Source organism: Aequorivita vitellina, assembly GCF_022008365.1.
GTDB lineage: Bacteria > Bacteroidota > Bacteroidia > Flavobacteriales > Flavobacteriaceae > Aequorivita > Aequorivita vitellina.
Map to the genome: position 1 here is coordinate 40,030 of NZ_JAIRBA010000018.1, position 15,283 is coordinate 55,312.

Below are 15,283 nucleotides of genomic sequence, written 5' to 3' on the forward strand. Positions count from 1 at the left end.
ATATTTAAAATATGGATAAGCAAGGAGCAGTCGCACTTTTAAGAAAAGCACTTAACTTACCAGATGCAACCTTTAGAGTAGGACAATGGGAAGCTATTGAAAAACTAACGGTTAATAAAGAAAAGCTATTAGTCATTCAACGTACCGGTTGGGGAAAAAGCTCTGTTTATTTTATTAGCACTAGAATTTTAAGAGATCAAGGCAAAGGCCCAACCATTATCATTTCACCTTTATTAGCTTTAATGCGTAATCAAATTGAGGCAGCGGAGCGTTTGGGTATAAATGCAGTTTCAATAAACTCTACAAATTTTGAAGATTGGAAAGCTATTCAGAACGAGGTTTTAAAAAACAATGTTGATGCGCTTTTAATATCACCGGAAAGATTAGCAAATGAAGGTTTTATAGATAAAATTTTATTCCCTATTGCAGATAAAATAGGTCTGTTTGTGGTAGATGAGGCTCATTGTATTTCAGATTGGGGACATGATTTTAGACCAGATTATAGACGCATTGTTGGTATTTTAAAAGTAATGCCAAAAGGGATGCCTGTTTTAGGTACAACTGCTACAGCTAATGATAGAGTGGTTGAAGATATCGAGGAGCAATTAGGCGGTATTAATGTTTTAAGAGGTGCATTAACCAGAGAAAGCCTAAAACTTCAAAATATAGTATTAAAAGACCAAGCTTCACGTTTAGCGTGGTTAAAGGAAAATATTCCAAACTTAAAAGGTAGCGGTATCATATACGTACTAACCAAACGTGATGCGAGAACAGTAACCCAATGGCTAAATGATTGTGATATTGAAGCAGCAGCATATTATTCAGGAGTAACAGATGAAAATTTTGAAGATACTACGGCCTATCGGGAGTTTTTAGAAGATACCTTGTACAATAATGAGATTAAAGTATTAGTTGCAACCACAGCCCTAGCAATGGGGTATGACAAACCAGACCTTAACTTTGTAATCCATTTTCAAGCTCCAGATTCTATCATTAGTTATTACCAACAAGTAGGTCGTGCAGGACGTGCCATAAATACGGCTTATGGTATTTTATTATCAGGTCAAGAAGATGCCGAGGTACATCAGTATTTTAGAGATTCTGCTTTTCCTCCTGAAGAAACAGTCGAAAGTATATTACAAGCTCTAGAGGATCATGATGGATTGTCAATACCTAAATTACAAGAAGTACTGAATATAAAATATGGACAGATTACGCAAACATTAAAATATTTAAGTGTAGATGATCCTTCACCGATTATTTATGAACGACCACAATGGAAACGCTCTGCTGTAGACTATACGATGGACACTGAAAAAATTGAACGTTTAACAAATCAGCGTATAGTAGAATGGAACACGGTACAAGATTATATTAATACTGAAGCCTGTTTAATGACGTTCTTGCAGAGAGAGTTAGATGATCCTAATATGGCACCTTGTGGTAAATGTGCAAATTGTATCGGGAGTGTAATTGTTCCTAATATTGTTTCTCTTGATAATATAATAGAGGCATCTATTTATCTGAAACATTCTGAATTTGATATTCTTCCAAGAAAACAATTAGCTAGAAATGCGTTACCAGAATATGACTGGCACGGTAATTTAAGGGCAGATTTGCAGGCTGAAACAGGAAAAGCCCTATCGAGATGGGGAGATGCTGGTTGGGGAAAAATGGTAGCAGACGATAAACACATTGGGCATTTTAGAGATGAGCTGGTAGATGCCATGTATGAAATGATTGTTGATAGGTGGGAACCAGTTCCGTTTCCAGAATGGATAACTTGCATTCCATCTAAAAGGCATCCAGAATTGGTTCCAAATTTCGCGAAACGATTGGCTGAAAAATTAGGGATACCTTTTTTGCCTATTATTGTAAAAGTAAAAGATACAGAGCCACAAAAAGAACAAGAAAATAGTTTTCATCAATGTCATAATTTAGATGGTGTTTTTCAAATTAATGGTGAGGTTAAAAATAAACCCGTATTTTTATTGGATGATGCTGTAGATTCAAGATGGACATTTACTATAGCGACAACATTATTAAGAAAAAATGGTTCGGGCTTGGTTTATCCAGTGGCGCTAACCTCAACCTCAGTAAGTGAATAAAATGATTTCAGAACGAACAAAAGCTATACTACTCTTAACATCCTATTTTTCAAAAGATTTGGATAAAGTGAATAAACCTTTGTCTATTTCAGAGTGGAATAGGGTGGTGCGTTGGCTGCAATCAAAAGACTTAAAACCAGAAGATCTTTTGACCATCGACCTGAATAAGCTCTTAAAATTTTGGGCAGACAAAACAATTTTTAAAGATAGAATTATTGGTCTGCTAGAGCGAAAAATGGCCTTGGCAATAAAACTTGAGAAATGGTCTAAGGCAGGGATTTGGATAATTAATAGGGGTGACTCTGATTATCCAGAGAGTATAAAGAATAAATTAAGAGATAAAGTACCGCCAATTTTATATGGCATTGGAGATAGGAGTATTTTAAACAGGGATTTTATAGGGATAGTAGGGTCAAGACATATTGATGAAGAGGATATTAATTCTACAAAGAAAATAGTTCAGCAAATAAAGGATCAAAAATATGGTGTGGTTTCAGGAGGTGCTAAAGGTATCGATGAACATTCCATGGATCATATACTTCAATTAAACGGATATGCATTGGGGGTTTTGGCTGATAGTCTTATCAAGAAATCGTCGTCAAACATTTACCGCAAATTCATCATTGATAACAAACTCACTTTAATATCTCCTTATAATCCAGAAGCTGGGTTTAATGTTGGGAATGCCATGGGACGCAATAAGTTAATCTATGTAATTTCCCAAGCTACCGTCATCGTAAAGTCCGATACTAAGGGGGGTACTTGGGAAGGTGCCAATGAAAATCTAAAAAATAGTTGGGTTCCAACTTGGGTTGCCGTTTCTAATGACGGCAAGAACAAAGGCAATGCTCAAATTGTCAAATTGGGCGGAAAGTGGTTGTCAAAAGACTTCCGTTTTGATATAAAAAAATTAGTTGATAGCAAGACAATGCCTAGTCCTAAGCAAGAATCTTTATTCGCATATATTGAAAATGAAAGTGACTCAAATCTTGTGAAAGAAAATAAAATAAAATTAGAAATTTTAAAGACTTCGAAACAATCTAAAAATAGAGTTGTTGAATTAAATTATAATGAAGCATCATTATTTGATTTCTTTGTCATTAGACTCTGGCAAAATTTTAGTGGTAAAAATATTGACAGAAAGGAAATAATAGAAGCCTTCAATTTAACACCAAAACAAGTTGATGTTTGGTTAAAAAAAGGGGTAGAGGAGGGTTATATAATTAAAATATCTAAACCAGTACATTATATTTTAAATCCGGACATCCAATTAAAATTGGTTCCATCAGTATAGGAAATTCGTCTCGAGTCTCCCGTCTTGATACCAACAAAAAACCCCCACCCATTTTCCCTGAATGGATGGGGGTTTTATAAGTAGAGTCACCTTCTTTTCAATGGGTATTGATTTTTAATATAATCTATGATTTCCTGAACTCAATGTAGCATTTTAATTTACCGCTACATCCGCATCTCCTAACACCTGTCCAAGGATCCTTAGAGCTATTACACCTTCCATTTGCTTCAGTGGCTCCATATCTTACCCAACTCCAATTCCGGTGTTCATACAGTTTATTTTTAACCCAAGCCTTTAAAGTTTGTTGGTATTCTGACTGGGCTCTGTCATTACTATTACAACCTGTAACGCCGCTCCAGCTAAAGCGAACATCCTCCTCAATCCTTACGATGTCTGAATTGGATAGATTAAGCGATTTAAAGTTTAAAGAAGTTTCATCTAAATCAGCACCAAAATCGATTGCCAATTTAGAGGTTTCAATGTGCTCTAGTAAATCTTCTAGTTTTAATTTTTTCATAATGTCATTTTTAGATGTTTAGTACTTACTCCTATTTAAAGTGGTTCTTCGGCTTATTCACACTTTTAATCAAATTTTGATATTTTAAAGCCTATTTTCAATACCCAATAACGGGTATTTAATGGGTAGGTAAAATGCTAAAAGTGTAATTAAATGATTGCCTGAAAATGACATGCCCATTGGCAGCCTAAGCAGCCTGTCCTGAGCTCCGCCGAAGGGCAGTCGAAGGCCTTAGTTATAAAAAGAACTGTAGAAGCACTTAGAAAAATTAATTTCTAGGTATAATATATTCCTCCATCTACAAAAAGAAAGTGTCCAAACTCCATCCAAGTATCATCATTATTCCCATCTACTCGGACAATATGTCCAAGCTAAAGCCAATAATGAAGGCATATTTCAAAATTTATGTAATAAAATAAACTAGCTTAATGACTAATCTTTAGCCAATGCAAGAAATCGCAGCATGTCGAAGTAGGAGTGGGGTCAGGATTAACTTTAAAGTGTTATAATCAGTATAATATATTAAATTAACACACGTTATAGTGTAAATAGATGTGAGATTATTATCTTTGCACAGAACTTGAAACTCAAGGATGGCAGATAAATCTACTGTAAAATTTTTTTTACAAGAGTTGAAACAACTTATAAAAGTATGGGGCATTTTCTTCTCCAATCGTCCCAAAAACAGTATTCAATATCTTGCCGACTTAAGTATAACCGCAAAAATGCGGGAAGAAATTATTCTCAACTTAGTCATAGAAGATTACAGTGAAGGTCCATTAGAAGAAACGCAATAAGGGGGTGCCGAAATGTGGGTTTTTGGTAAAGCTATTAAGGGGCAGCAAATCTATATTAAACTGACCATTTCAAAGAATACAGATCGACCAATTTGCATTTCTTTTCATAAAGCTGAATTTCCTATGAAATTTCCGCTTCAGAACTAAACGCTTAAAACTAATAATTATGAAAAGTCCAATCACCGGTAAGGAAATGACATTGCGAATTGAAAAAAGTATTTTGGTTTTTCGAAAAGAAGAATTCGAGTATTACCACAAAAGTTATTATTGTGAAGATAGTGGTGAGTCATTCACCACGACAGCATTAGATGAGTTTAATTTAAATCAGGTTTACAATCAATATAGGGATAAACACAACATACCTTTTCCTGATGAAATTAAAGATTTTAGAGAAAGATATTCTTTTAGTTATGCAGATTTAACCAAAGTTTTAGGGCTAGGAGCAAATAGCTATAGCAACTATGAAAAAGGAGAAGTGCCAAGCTTAGCTAATTCAGCCTTATTAAAAGCAGTAATAAATAGCTCAGGAACATTAAAGAGTCTCATTAAAAGCAATAATGATATTTCAGAAACCCAACGTGAAAAGTTTCTGAGAAATATTACTAAAGTGGAGAAACAACAAGAGGATAATGAAAGAAAGCAGTCATTAATCGACTATGTGTTTGACTTCAATTTTTTACCCGATAATTTCTCTGGGTACAAAAAACCTAACTTTGATAAACTTGTTGAGATGGCTGTATTTTTTACAGAGAAAATGACGCCAACATCCACAAAAATGAATAAGCTGTTATTTTATGCCGACTTCCTATACTATAAATCAACAGGCTACTCTATTAGTGGCACAAGGTATTTTGCGCACAATCACGGTCCTGTTCCAAAGAAATTTAGAACGCTATTTGATTATTTAGCAGACGAAAAATTGGTAGATCTAATATCCGTACAATATCCCAATGGACTGCTAGGAGAAAAGTTTGAAAAATCTCCGTTGAAAAGCTTTAATACTAACCTGTTTGATGAATCTGAAATAAAAGCCCTAGAAGAAGTGGCCTCCAAATTTAAAAAACTTTCTGCCTCCGAAATTAGAGAATTTAGTCACCAAGAAAAAGCGTGGATTGATAATGAAAAGGAAAAACGATTAATAGATTATAATTATTCCTTTAATTTAATCCATATCTAACTTCTTGTTTATCATATCTGTCACAAATATGGTAAATAATTGTGACAGATATTGAGCTTGAATATTTATGGAATTCGTTAATTCGCTTTCGGTTGAAATGGTATTTATCAACATCATAATCACAATTTACAGCCTTCAATTAAACGACCACCCCAGCCTATCCATCTCCCAAACTCCTAAATAGAACCTCCAGAAACACCCTGCCTTAAACTTCCCAACTACCTCCCCTCCGGGAGGTCAGAACTGCCTTTTCCGGCAGTTCTGGGTGGGGGCCGTTCTGGGTGGGGACATAATGTGGCACAGTTTGAACCGAAATGTATGGCGCTGTGAAACCGAAATGTATGGCACAAATCGAACCGAATTATCCATATTTTACAAACGATAAGTTTCATAATTGAACCGTCGTATACGAGACCCTTATGTACGGTGGTGTGAGAGGCGCACTCTACTCCTATTTAGGGGCGGATTCATCTACTCGATTATAAAAAGTTTTTCACAGTTCAAATGGCTCTAATCCCATACTCAATCCTATTGGATAGCTAATATCTCCCCATTTGTAATTTACAAACATTTCGTTTGGTCGCTCGTTTATTTTCAATCGCATAATTAAAATTTCTTTATCTTCATTCTCTAAATCTTTTAAAAATCTCTCGTAAGCAATATCATTGGCAACTAAAATTAAATTATTAGATTTTTTAAAACGATTTATATCATCCATAATTTGAAAACATACTAATTCGTTCGAATAGCTTACAAATATTTTCACTGAAATTTTGTTATTAACTAAAAAGCTATTCTGTTTATTGTCAATATCCAATACATTCACTAAGTCATTATGATTACTAATATAAAGGTAACAAGCAATATCATTTTGATTCTGTTCAAATCTATTGTACTTGATAATTATACTTTTTACTATCTCATGTAACTTTGGTTTTTTTAATTTCCGTTTCCAATATTCCGAGTAAAATTTATTTGTTTCGAGTATGGATTCTTTCAAAAAAACCCCATCTATAATTAAGGTCGTAAAACTTTTCTTTTTGAATTTTTCGAAAAGTGCTTTTAATCTGTCTGCTTTACTTTTATCAAAAGTGTGATTTGATAATTTTTTAGCAAAAGTAGAATATGAAATATTTAGAACATACTCATTTTCTTTTTCTTTGAATATCGTATAATCATCCTCGAAAAAGCAATATAAATACTCTTTTTTTTCATGATCAATTATGTAAATAAATAGAACGAAATTTTCATTCACATAAGATTTTGGAATTCTGACGCTCGTTGATTTATTAAGTTTTCTAGCCTTTGACTGTATTTTGATATAGCTTAAAGTTGTGTTATCAACTTTTTGTGTGATGATTAAATCAGTTCCGTCTTTATCATATGATAGTTCAGAATGAGTATCAAAATCAAATTTTAATAATCTTGACTTTATAAAACTTTCTCCAAGTTCTTCGATTGGTTTGTTATCCACAATATGGGTTCAAATTTTACATTACCTGAGAATATACGCCATGCCATATTGCTTACATATCGCACGTGCGCAACTAGTTTTTTATATTTTCAAATAAAAGTAATCAATAAATTTCTCCATTACTTAAATCCGTAACAGCATTTATCCTAATCAGGGAGAAAACCAAATATAACGAATTCTCTCATTTTAAATAAGATGTGCTTGGCTTTAAAATTGCAATATTTAAAAAGAGACACACTTTCTAAAAGCGCGCCAGAGGGATTCTACTCATCGTTCTTAATTGTTGTTCCGTTAATTTCTACATAATTAATATTCTTATTCTGAATGATGAAGTTAATTACATCATTAGCTTGTCTTTGAAAATGTCTTTCGACTCTATTGCCTTCGAGAGCTTTTCGCTCTTTTAACTTATCGTAGATTTCCATTTGCTTAAGTTGTATTTCCATTTTTTTTAATTCAGCATCTAAATATTCATTTCTGATCGTCATTACATTTTGTGCACCAATGAACAGAAAATATACAGCTAATGCAGGAATTCCCAATTTTATAGGGATACCAACTATTAAATTTTTCTTTTTAATTCGGAATTCAGGTTTCCAACCTTCTTTGAATTTGATTTTAATTGACTGTCCAGTATTTATACTTTCTATTTCGAGAAAATTCCTAAAAGCTAAATCATATTTTTCTGAAAAATAAATAGGATAAGTTAAGGGTAGAAAATTTTTATATAGTCTATCTATCCTGTTAAGAATTTCTTTTAAGTCATAAGTATCTAAATAGTCATATTTAAAATACAATTCGATTTCTGTTAATTCAATATTTTCTGAATTATATATTTCCATAATGTTAGGTTAAGTTGCGCATAAATTGTTTAAACTCTATCCTTACTGAGATCTTTGTTAGCTGGAGTGCGAATTGGGTTACTGAGGTTCGTTTTTGGCAAGAATTGAAATTACCTTTCTTTTTGCGATGTTAGAATTGATACTTGATAAAATTTTAGCCATTCCAATCTCTGAAATTGGACGATGAATGAATTTTGATAGAACATTTACTGCACTAGTTTTACTTCTATTTGATTGAATGCAATCTAAAATTAATGAAACATCTTCGGCTTTTATGCTATTATATTTTTGATTGTCTATTAGTGATTTAAGAATTTCAACTTTTGTGATGCTACTTGTTGTAGTCTTTATTGATGCAATAATTATTGATACTATTGGATTTATGGGAGGTGATGTGTGATTTAGATTCTCTTGATAATGACCTGCGGTTTTAATAGTTCTTTTAGGGTTGTTTTTTACAATATTTAGTTCATTCTGGTTATTAGCGTCTTTTTTTGAATTCTTTTGAAAATCAAACTGTTTATAGGCAAAGTAGGCGCCCACAATAGTTCCTATTGTGCCAAGTACAAGTAAAATTTCTTTCCAAATCATATACTGTGAATCGAATTAGTTTGTGTCCAAAGCATTACAGCTAACGTTTATTTATATCTTGAGCTGTGGCGTGTCTCGGCACAAACCTATACTGATAAAAGCCGGCTTTGGAGAATCCCTCGGGTTTTCCAGGTGTATACTGACCAAGCCATAGTTGATATCCGTTTCCACACGTTTTTTCACGGTTTATTTCCGTTTATTGTGATTTAAAATTGGCTTATCTTTTAATTCCTCGTATGACATTTAGATGATGTTTTCCACTCGTTCATTACATATTTATCATCTTCAGGCATTGATGTTGTTTCCATTCCCAACATTGTATAAGCTCTATCTTTATTCAATCAGGGAGAATACCAAAAATAAAATTTTTTGCTAAATAGAACCGCAATCTATTTCATTTTTAGAAGATACTAAAAAAACAAAGCCGCTTATCCCGAAGCTTCCGGTGGCTTATATAAGTTCGATTTTTAAAATTAAGAGGTTGTGCAACGGCTACCATTGTTGGCTGAAGTGTTTTCTCAATCCCAGATGTTTGGTCTATCAATTTTCATTGCTCTTAAATACGACAGGAATTGTCCTGCGTGAACTGATTCGTGATATCCTATCCGCAACAAATATTTTGCAAGGATTTTCTTGTCTCCATTTCCAGGGTGAACGATTTCGGTTTCGTTTAATTCCTTATCCGAAAATTGGCGAATGCCTTCTAAAAAGGTATTTCTATAAGGTTTTGCAAATTCAAGTTCATCTTTTAGGTTTATGAATGGACGGTTTTTCCAAGGTGTCTGGTAATTTGTCATATCTCCTTGATTAATAATGATATTCCAGCCATAATCAGCCTCTAAAACGTGTCTTATCATTTCTGACGCACTCATTGCTTTTTCATCAGGTTTCCAATTGTAATACTTCTCAGGTAGTCCATTCCACAGTTTTATACTTCTTCTCCTAATTTCTGTGAAATTTAAAAATATGAGTTCAGATTGAGTCATTTTGTTTGTTTTCGAGAATGTCGTTTTACATTACAGCCATCGTTGTTGTGTATAAGTTGTGTGGTTGAGCACGAAAGTTGGTAAATATAAACTGTATAGAAAATTCACGAGGGTTTTTGTAAGTAAAATATAACCAAGCAATTAATTATACACAGCTTGTAAAAAATTATTTTTGGGATTCAGGGATTAACACTTTTTTTGTCAAAATATCAGTCAAAGAAAAATATGTATGTTTCTGAATGTGTCCAGCAGGTTTAGGTTTTTGAGACAACTCTATTTTTTCTTTTGATAGTACATAGAATCTCTTTTCAATTCCTTCTTGTTTGTTATAACTAGGTTCGTTAATGTAGTTTAAAATACGATTCTTGATACCTGTTGATAACGTTGAATTATTTAAAGCGATTATTTCATTTTCATCAGTTGGATTTAAAACTATTATTTCTTCAATTTTATACAAAAATTCCATTACGCTTTTGGTTTTTCGGAAAGTAACATATAATGGCTTTTTATAGCTGTAATTTTTGTTGTTTGGACAATCATAGATGTCATGTTTTTCAACTTTTGAAAAACTTCTACCCGCAGGAATTGACAACACTTCTTTTTCGAAAAATATCATATCATTATCAATATTGGTTATAAAATTAAAATAATCTTTTAGTATTTTGTGTTCAGGTTTTTTCTTGCAAAAGGAGAGAATGAAATTAATAATAAAACTCCATTCAAGATTTATCACTTGGCTAATATTATGCTTGTATTTTGTTAGGATTAATCCGATTATTGGTATATTTTTTAAGTCCTCTATTTCTCCATTTTTCATGTAGAAAGAAATCTGCTCTCCAATGTTATTAATATTTCCAGATTTAATGCTTTTAGCTTCAATTATTATAGCTAAAGAGTGTTTCTTTTTAAAGTGTATTTTTAATACTATATCTGCACGTTTTTTAGACTTAGTCATTTTTTCAGCACTAACCTCAATTTTGTATATTTCTTTGCTATCGTATTCTCTTTCTATTGTTTTTTCTATTTGACTTTGAACACTCTTAATTTCTAAAAATTTAAGTAGAAAATCTGGATATAATGAAAAAACATAAGCTAATCCTTTTGTTTGTTTTGTTTCTCTGTCTCCACTTATTAAATCAAAGACACTAGATTGTAAATCAGACTTATTTTTAGAATAAAGTCGAAAAGAAGTTTTGATTTTTGATTTCTTAATTTTGTTCAATGTGACGATTTTTTAATGTTTTACAAAGTTTATGTATATCTTGAGTTGTGGCGTGTTTCGGCAGGAACCTCCCTATATTAAAACTGGCTTTGGAAAATCCGGAGGATTTTCCAAGTAAGGACAGACCAAACCATAGCTTATATACCGCTTGCCAGTAGTATTTTATTTATAAAAGTTCATCATTATATAAGAAATCCAATGTTGTTTACCCAGCTCCAAAGTGGATTTGTGTATTCAGGAAGAAATAAAGCAATCCAAAATCCAATAAACACAAAAACTCTTAAAATATCTAATGACTTTATTTGAGGATTTAGATAGTTCGTTTTATCAAAACCTTCAGATTTATTTTCAAGGAATTCATTTTTGGCGTTCCTGTAAATTCCTTCGATTGTACCAGTCAGTAGAACTAAACAAAAAAACCAAATGAAATATCTTGAAATACTATTTGAATCAGTTAAATGTCTTGTCCAGTTCATAACGTATATCATAATTGAAAAATAAGTATATAAATGAAATATTAGACAAATAATTACTCCAATTATGTGTTTCGTTTGTTTTTCATTAGTTGTTTTATAAGCAATTATAGCTCCAGGAAGTCCTGTTATATTCATTATGATAGTTCCAATGAATTTAAGTGGAACGTAAAGGATAATCAATCCTAAAATGATGGCAATAGTTTTCATTAATCAAATAATTTGATTTGCAATTTATTAATTTTGGTTATGATTTTTATATTCTGACTAACGTTTGGTATAAACGCAGTAGCGGGTTTTACGTATTAAACTTCGGTTTATAACTGACTTTAAATTTATAAAATTACTATTGGATTAAGCACTAATCCGCTATTGTGTTTATACTCGTGTTGTGACCAGTTATTCATTCTTCACTATTATTGAACCGACATATTCAAATGGAATTTTTAAAATAATTTCAGATTCTTCTCGCCATTTTTTTTCGTTCATTCCTGAGATACTTTGTTTAATCTCGGATTCTTTAATCCAACCAGTATTTTTGTCAATCTTGAAAGTCGAAGTCATATTTCCGATTGAGTTAAATCTTAATAATTCACCTTTTATTTTTATAAATGAGTTATTGTCATCTGAGATTGTTTTGGATTGGCTATTAATGATAGCAAAGTCTTTGTTTAGTTCCTTTAAAACAAATTCATTTTCCATTGTTACGCCAGACACAGTTTCAAGTCTTATTTTATTTTTCCACCTATCTCCTTCTTTAACAGGTGCTTTTGGATAGATTGCTGTTAGCATTTCCATTGATCCTTTCATTGCTTTTTCTCCGAAAGATTGTTTTAACATATATATCATTCTTGCTTTTTCAAGCTTAGGTATATCAGGATTGAAACTAAATAGGTTATCAAAGATTTTCTCCATTTTGACTTCTTTAACGATTCCATATTTCATAATAGAAATATAAAAGGGTGATTTCGTCAATTCGTTTAGAAGCATACTAAGAATATCTGTAGAATCAACTTTTTGAGAGTTTGCTGAGATTTCATTTCCGTTAGTATTCACTTTCAAATACATTGTCTGAAATCTTACTTCTAAATGATAAACGGAATCTATTTTTTCTTTAACCAAGAAACTTATTTTACCCCCATAAGATATATCCGAAATAAATGATTCACCGTGGAGTTCCTGAGACATAGTAACCTGGGATTCAGTATCGTGATAATATGATTCTCCTACGGTTAAATTTAACTCTAAAACCTGTGAGAAGGAAAAGCTTATTGTAAATAGTAAAAAAGCTAATAAAAGTATAAGTTTCTTCAAATGTATATTCTTTAATTGGCCATAACATGTATATATACAACATAACCTATTGCGTATATATCGAACAGGTACACAAGGGTTTTTTTATAATTTCAAATATAAATAAAGCTTAAATACCACTATTACGGAAAACCGTAACAACGTGCATTTTAAACTGGGAGAATACCAAATATAATAATTTCCTCGGTTTCAAGACCTAGTATTGAGAAATGGCTTTCTGTCCTCAAGTAAAATGGCACAGTTTGAACCGAAATGCCTGGCAAGAATCGTACTGAATTATCCAAATAAAACCAAAAATCGAGCATTAAAGACATCAAAACGTGCTGTAGAAAGATTTATTCCGCTTCTGGCATAGGGTTTATATCCATTTTTGTCATAGGTGGGAGGAATCTAACGGATATTCCTTGATTCATTCTGGCCTTGCGAGATGTCAAAATCGTTTTAATTGAAATAGAATTTGGCCTTAAGACTCAAAGTCTGGAAACCTTGGGCTATGGTTCCGGAATAATATGTTCAACCCTTTTGAAATTTCTAGAGTCTTCCTTACAGAAAACACAAATCATATTTAAAACAAAGAAGTTTGTATTTCTTTATCTGGCGTAAACGTACCTATAATCATAAAAGGGTTTTTAGACCGATAATGAAACGCCTTTGTAGTACCTAAATACAAATGTAAATCCCTCTTTAGTGCAAAGAAATCAAAATATTTCTCTTTAACCTTCTGAACAGCAATAGCTTCATTGCCTTCAGCAGCAGCCAAAGTGTTCCTATACAACTGACCTATTTCCCAGTCTTCTATCATCATTGTACTTGAAACTCCATTTTCATCTTCAATTACGTATGAAAACTTGTAAGGAAGTTTTTCTACAACTTCAAAAGGTAATTCTTCCATTTCAAACAGATTACCTTGGTCATTAAGCGCTTTCAATTGGTCAATCTTCTTTTTATCCCACTCGGAGGATACTTTTTCAATTTTGAAATCCAATACTTTTGCTGGTCTAAAGACTGCTAAAGAAGTGCAAATATCTTTGTTATGTGCATCAGAAATAAGCGCCTTTATATCCGTATGGACATTCCTAAGGGCTATTTGCTTACGCTTATACCAGTTTCCTTTAGTGTCAAGAGTGTTTAAAAGAGTTATAGGGGTATCTATTGTGGCTGGCCTAAAACTTTCTGGCCTAAAATCCTTATTGTTTTTTACAATATCTAATTCGATCCATTGGTACTTCTTATACTTTTCTTCATATTTCAGTTTTCTAAATGGAATTGGGTAAAGTCGTATCCAGGATCCATTTTCAAGAAATCCTGCAGTACAAACCAGCTCTCCATATTTAGCAGAAAGAGAAGGATAAGTTTTCACCGTTATAAGTACCTTGGTAATGGCCATTCATTAAATATGCTGTAATTTATATTTAAATGTAGGCATTTTTTTTATTCTTTCCGCAAGATGCGTTCTATGGCATTGACAGGTATCAGCCTCAAAACAAGTGAGTGCGATGCGCTTACGAGATTTCAAGAGGTACAATATAAACTCTTGATTCTCTATGGTTTCTTCCAGTATCGTTTTATTATAATCATTAAATAAGGCATCGTAGTCCTCCTGGTTATTTAACTCTTGCCTTTTACTGGAGTCAATTCCTACTTCCGGAATATGTAGATAATCGATACCTAAATTGTTGCAAAATCCACTCAATAGTTTCTTACTAAAACCAAATTTTTGACTTAATGGATTTCTCCTTACATCAACCAAAACCTTTACATCATGTCTTATTAATCTATTGAGATATTCCTCCAGAGTAATCCCCTCATATCCAATTGTGAATAATATAGTATCATCAATCTTAGGCTTAGCTTCTTGAACACGTTCGTAGTATTTAATAGGCAAAATACTTTTCGCGATAGTACTATTAATAGCGTGGTATGGAAAGTTCAAATAAGTGTGTTTAGTTATCTGTTCAGTATTCATTTTTCCATATAAAGAAATAGTTTCGTCAACTATTTTCTTATCCTCTAAACGTAACTCGTTATAATACTTTTTTTCGGTCTTTAATTGGTAACCCGCATCAGAAATTGAAACCCAATCCCTTTTTATCATGGCTTGCAAATCTGCCTTTAAAGAATAAGAGTAACAACCAAAATGATAAGGTACAAATTCATAAACAGGATGTTTCTGTTTCGTCGTTAATAAAAAAACCAGTTTCTGAAGACGTGTCTTTTCAAGACTCTTCTCCAAATTCTCTAATAACGCAAACACCAATTTTCTTCTATAAAACATATTGCAAAACTATAAATTAAACGCCCACATATGAACTTTTGTCCTATTATCTTTTCTATACCCTCTCAGAGATAAACACAGCCTCCACGCTCGCGAGGCTTCAGTACATTTCGTGGCTCGAAACGAAGTTATGCTAAATACCAACAAGTCCTAGGAGTTTTGCAATATAAAAAACAAAGCCGCTTAAAATGGCTTAAATGGGTTCAACTTTTA

The 15,283-nt window shown here is 32.5% G+C and carries 14 protein-coding genes; 4 read left to right on the forward strand and 10 right to left on the reverse strand.

Annotated elements, in window-relative coordinates; all coding sequences use genetic code 11:
• The first annotated feature begins 11 nt into the window (after positions 1 to 11).
• Entirely contained in the window at positions 12 to 2,108 is a 2,097-nt protein-coding gene (locus tag K8089_RS10040; protein WP_237603153.1) for a RecQ family ATP-dependent DNA helicase, read from the forward strand.
• Position 2,109: 1 nt separating this feature from the next.
• Positions 2,110 to 3,402 (forward strand): DNA-processing protein DprA, encoded by a 1,293-nt coding sequence (locus K8089_RS10045; RefSeq protein WP_237603154.1) that lies wholly within the window; start codon positions 2,110 to 2,112, stop codon positions 3,400 to 3,402.
• Between the two features lie 124 nt (positions 3,403 to 3,526).
• On the opposite strand, the gene K8089_RS10050 is transcribed toward K8089_RS10045, so the two are convergent.
• Entirely contained in the window at positions 3,527 to 3,919 is a 393-nt protein-coding gene (locus tag K8089_RS10050) for a hypothetical protein (protein ID WP_237603155.1), read from the reverse strand.
• A 593-nt stretch (positions 3,920 to 4,512) separates the two neighbouring features.
• On the opposite strand from K8089_RS10050, the gene K8089_RS10055 reads away from it, so the two are divergent.
• The gene (locus K8089_RS10055; protein ID WP_237603156.1) at positions 4,513 to 4,716 is read left to right on the forward strand and encodes a hypothetical protein; all 204 of its coding nucleotides are present in this window, start codon (positions 4,513 to 4,515) and stop codon (positions 4,714 to 4,716) included.
• Positions 4,717 to 4,882: 166 nt separating this feature from the next.
• Positions 4,883 to 5,893, forward strand: coding sequence for a type II toxin-antitoxin system antitoxin SocA domain-containing protein (locus tag K8089_RS10060; protein ID WP_237603157.1), 1,011 nt, complete (start codon positions 4,883 to 4,885; stop codon positions 5,891 to 5,893).
• A 493-nt stretch (positions 5,894 to 6,386) separates the two neighbouring features.
• On the opposite strand, the gene K8089_RS10065 is transcribed toward K8089_RS10060, so the two are convergent.
• The 9 genes from K8089_RS10065 to K8089_RS10105 all read right to left on the reverse strand — a co-directional run bounded on the left by K8089_RS10065 (position 6,387) and on the right by K8089_RS10105 (position 15,070).
• The gene (locus tag K8089_RS10065; RefSeq protein WP_237603158.1) at positions 6,387 to 7,367 is read right to left on the reverse strand and encodes a hypothetical protein; all 981 of its coding nucleotides are present in this window, start codon (positions 7,365 to 7,367) and stop codon (positions 6,387 to 6,389) included.
• Positions 7,368 to 7,630: 263 nt separating this feature from the next.
• A complete protein-coding gene (locus tag K8089_RS10070) occupies positions 7,631 to 8,209 on the reverse strand; it encodes a hypothetical protein (protein ID WP_237603159.1) in 579 nt (192 codons plus the stop codon).
• Positions 8,210 to 8,287: 78 nt separating this feature from the next.
• Complete coding sequence (locus tag K8089_RS10075) at positions 8,288 to 8,800, reverse strand: hypothetical protein (protein WP_237603160.1); 513 nt, start codon at positions 8,798 to 8,800, stop codon at positions 8,288 to 8,290.
• A 518-nt stretch (positions 8,801 to 9,318) separates the two neighbouring features.
• Positions 9,319 to 9,786 (reverse strand): DinB family protein, encoded by a 468-nt coding sequence (locus K8089_RS10080; protein WP_237603161.1) that lies wholly within the window; start codon positions 9,784 to 9,786, stop codon positions 9,319 to 9,321.
• Positions 9,787 to 9,952: 166 nt separating this feature from the next.
• Positions 9,953 to 11,008, reverse strand: coding sequence for a hypothetical protein (locus K8089_RS10085; protein ID WP_237603162.1), 1,056 nt, complete (start codon positions 11,006 to 11,008; stop codon positions 9,953 to 9,955).
• Positions 11,009 to 11,190: 182 nt separating this feature from the next.
• The gene (locus tag K8089_RS10090; protein WP_237603163.1) at positions 11,191 to 11,691 is read right to left on the reverse strand and encodes a hypothetical protein; all 501 of its coding nucleotides are present in this window, start codon (positions 11,689 to 11,691) and stop codon (positions 11,191 to 11,193) included.
• A gap of 189 nt (positions 11,692 to 11,880) precedes the next feature.
• Entirely contained in the window at positions 11,881 to 12,795 is a 915-nt protein-coding gene (locus tag K8089_RS10095) for a DUF6263 family protein (protein WP_237603164.1), read from the reverse strand.
• A 565-nt stretch (positions 12,796 to 13,360) separates the two neighbouring features.
• A complete protein-coding gene (locus tag K8089_RS10100) occupies positions 13,361 to 14,182 on the reverse strand; it encodes a hypothetical protein (RefSeq protein ID WP_237603165.1) in 822 nt (273 codons plus the stop codon).
• A 3-nt stretch (positions 14,183 to 14,185) separates the two neighbouring features.
• A complete protein-coding gene (locus tag K8089_RS10105; RefSeq protein ID WP_237603166.1) occupies positions 14,186 to 15,070 on the reverse strand; it encodes a DUF488 domain-containing protein in 885 nt (294 codons plus the stop codon).
• Between the last annotated feature and the right edge of the window lie 213 nt (positions 15,071 to 15,283).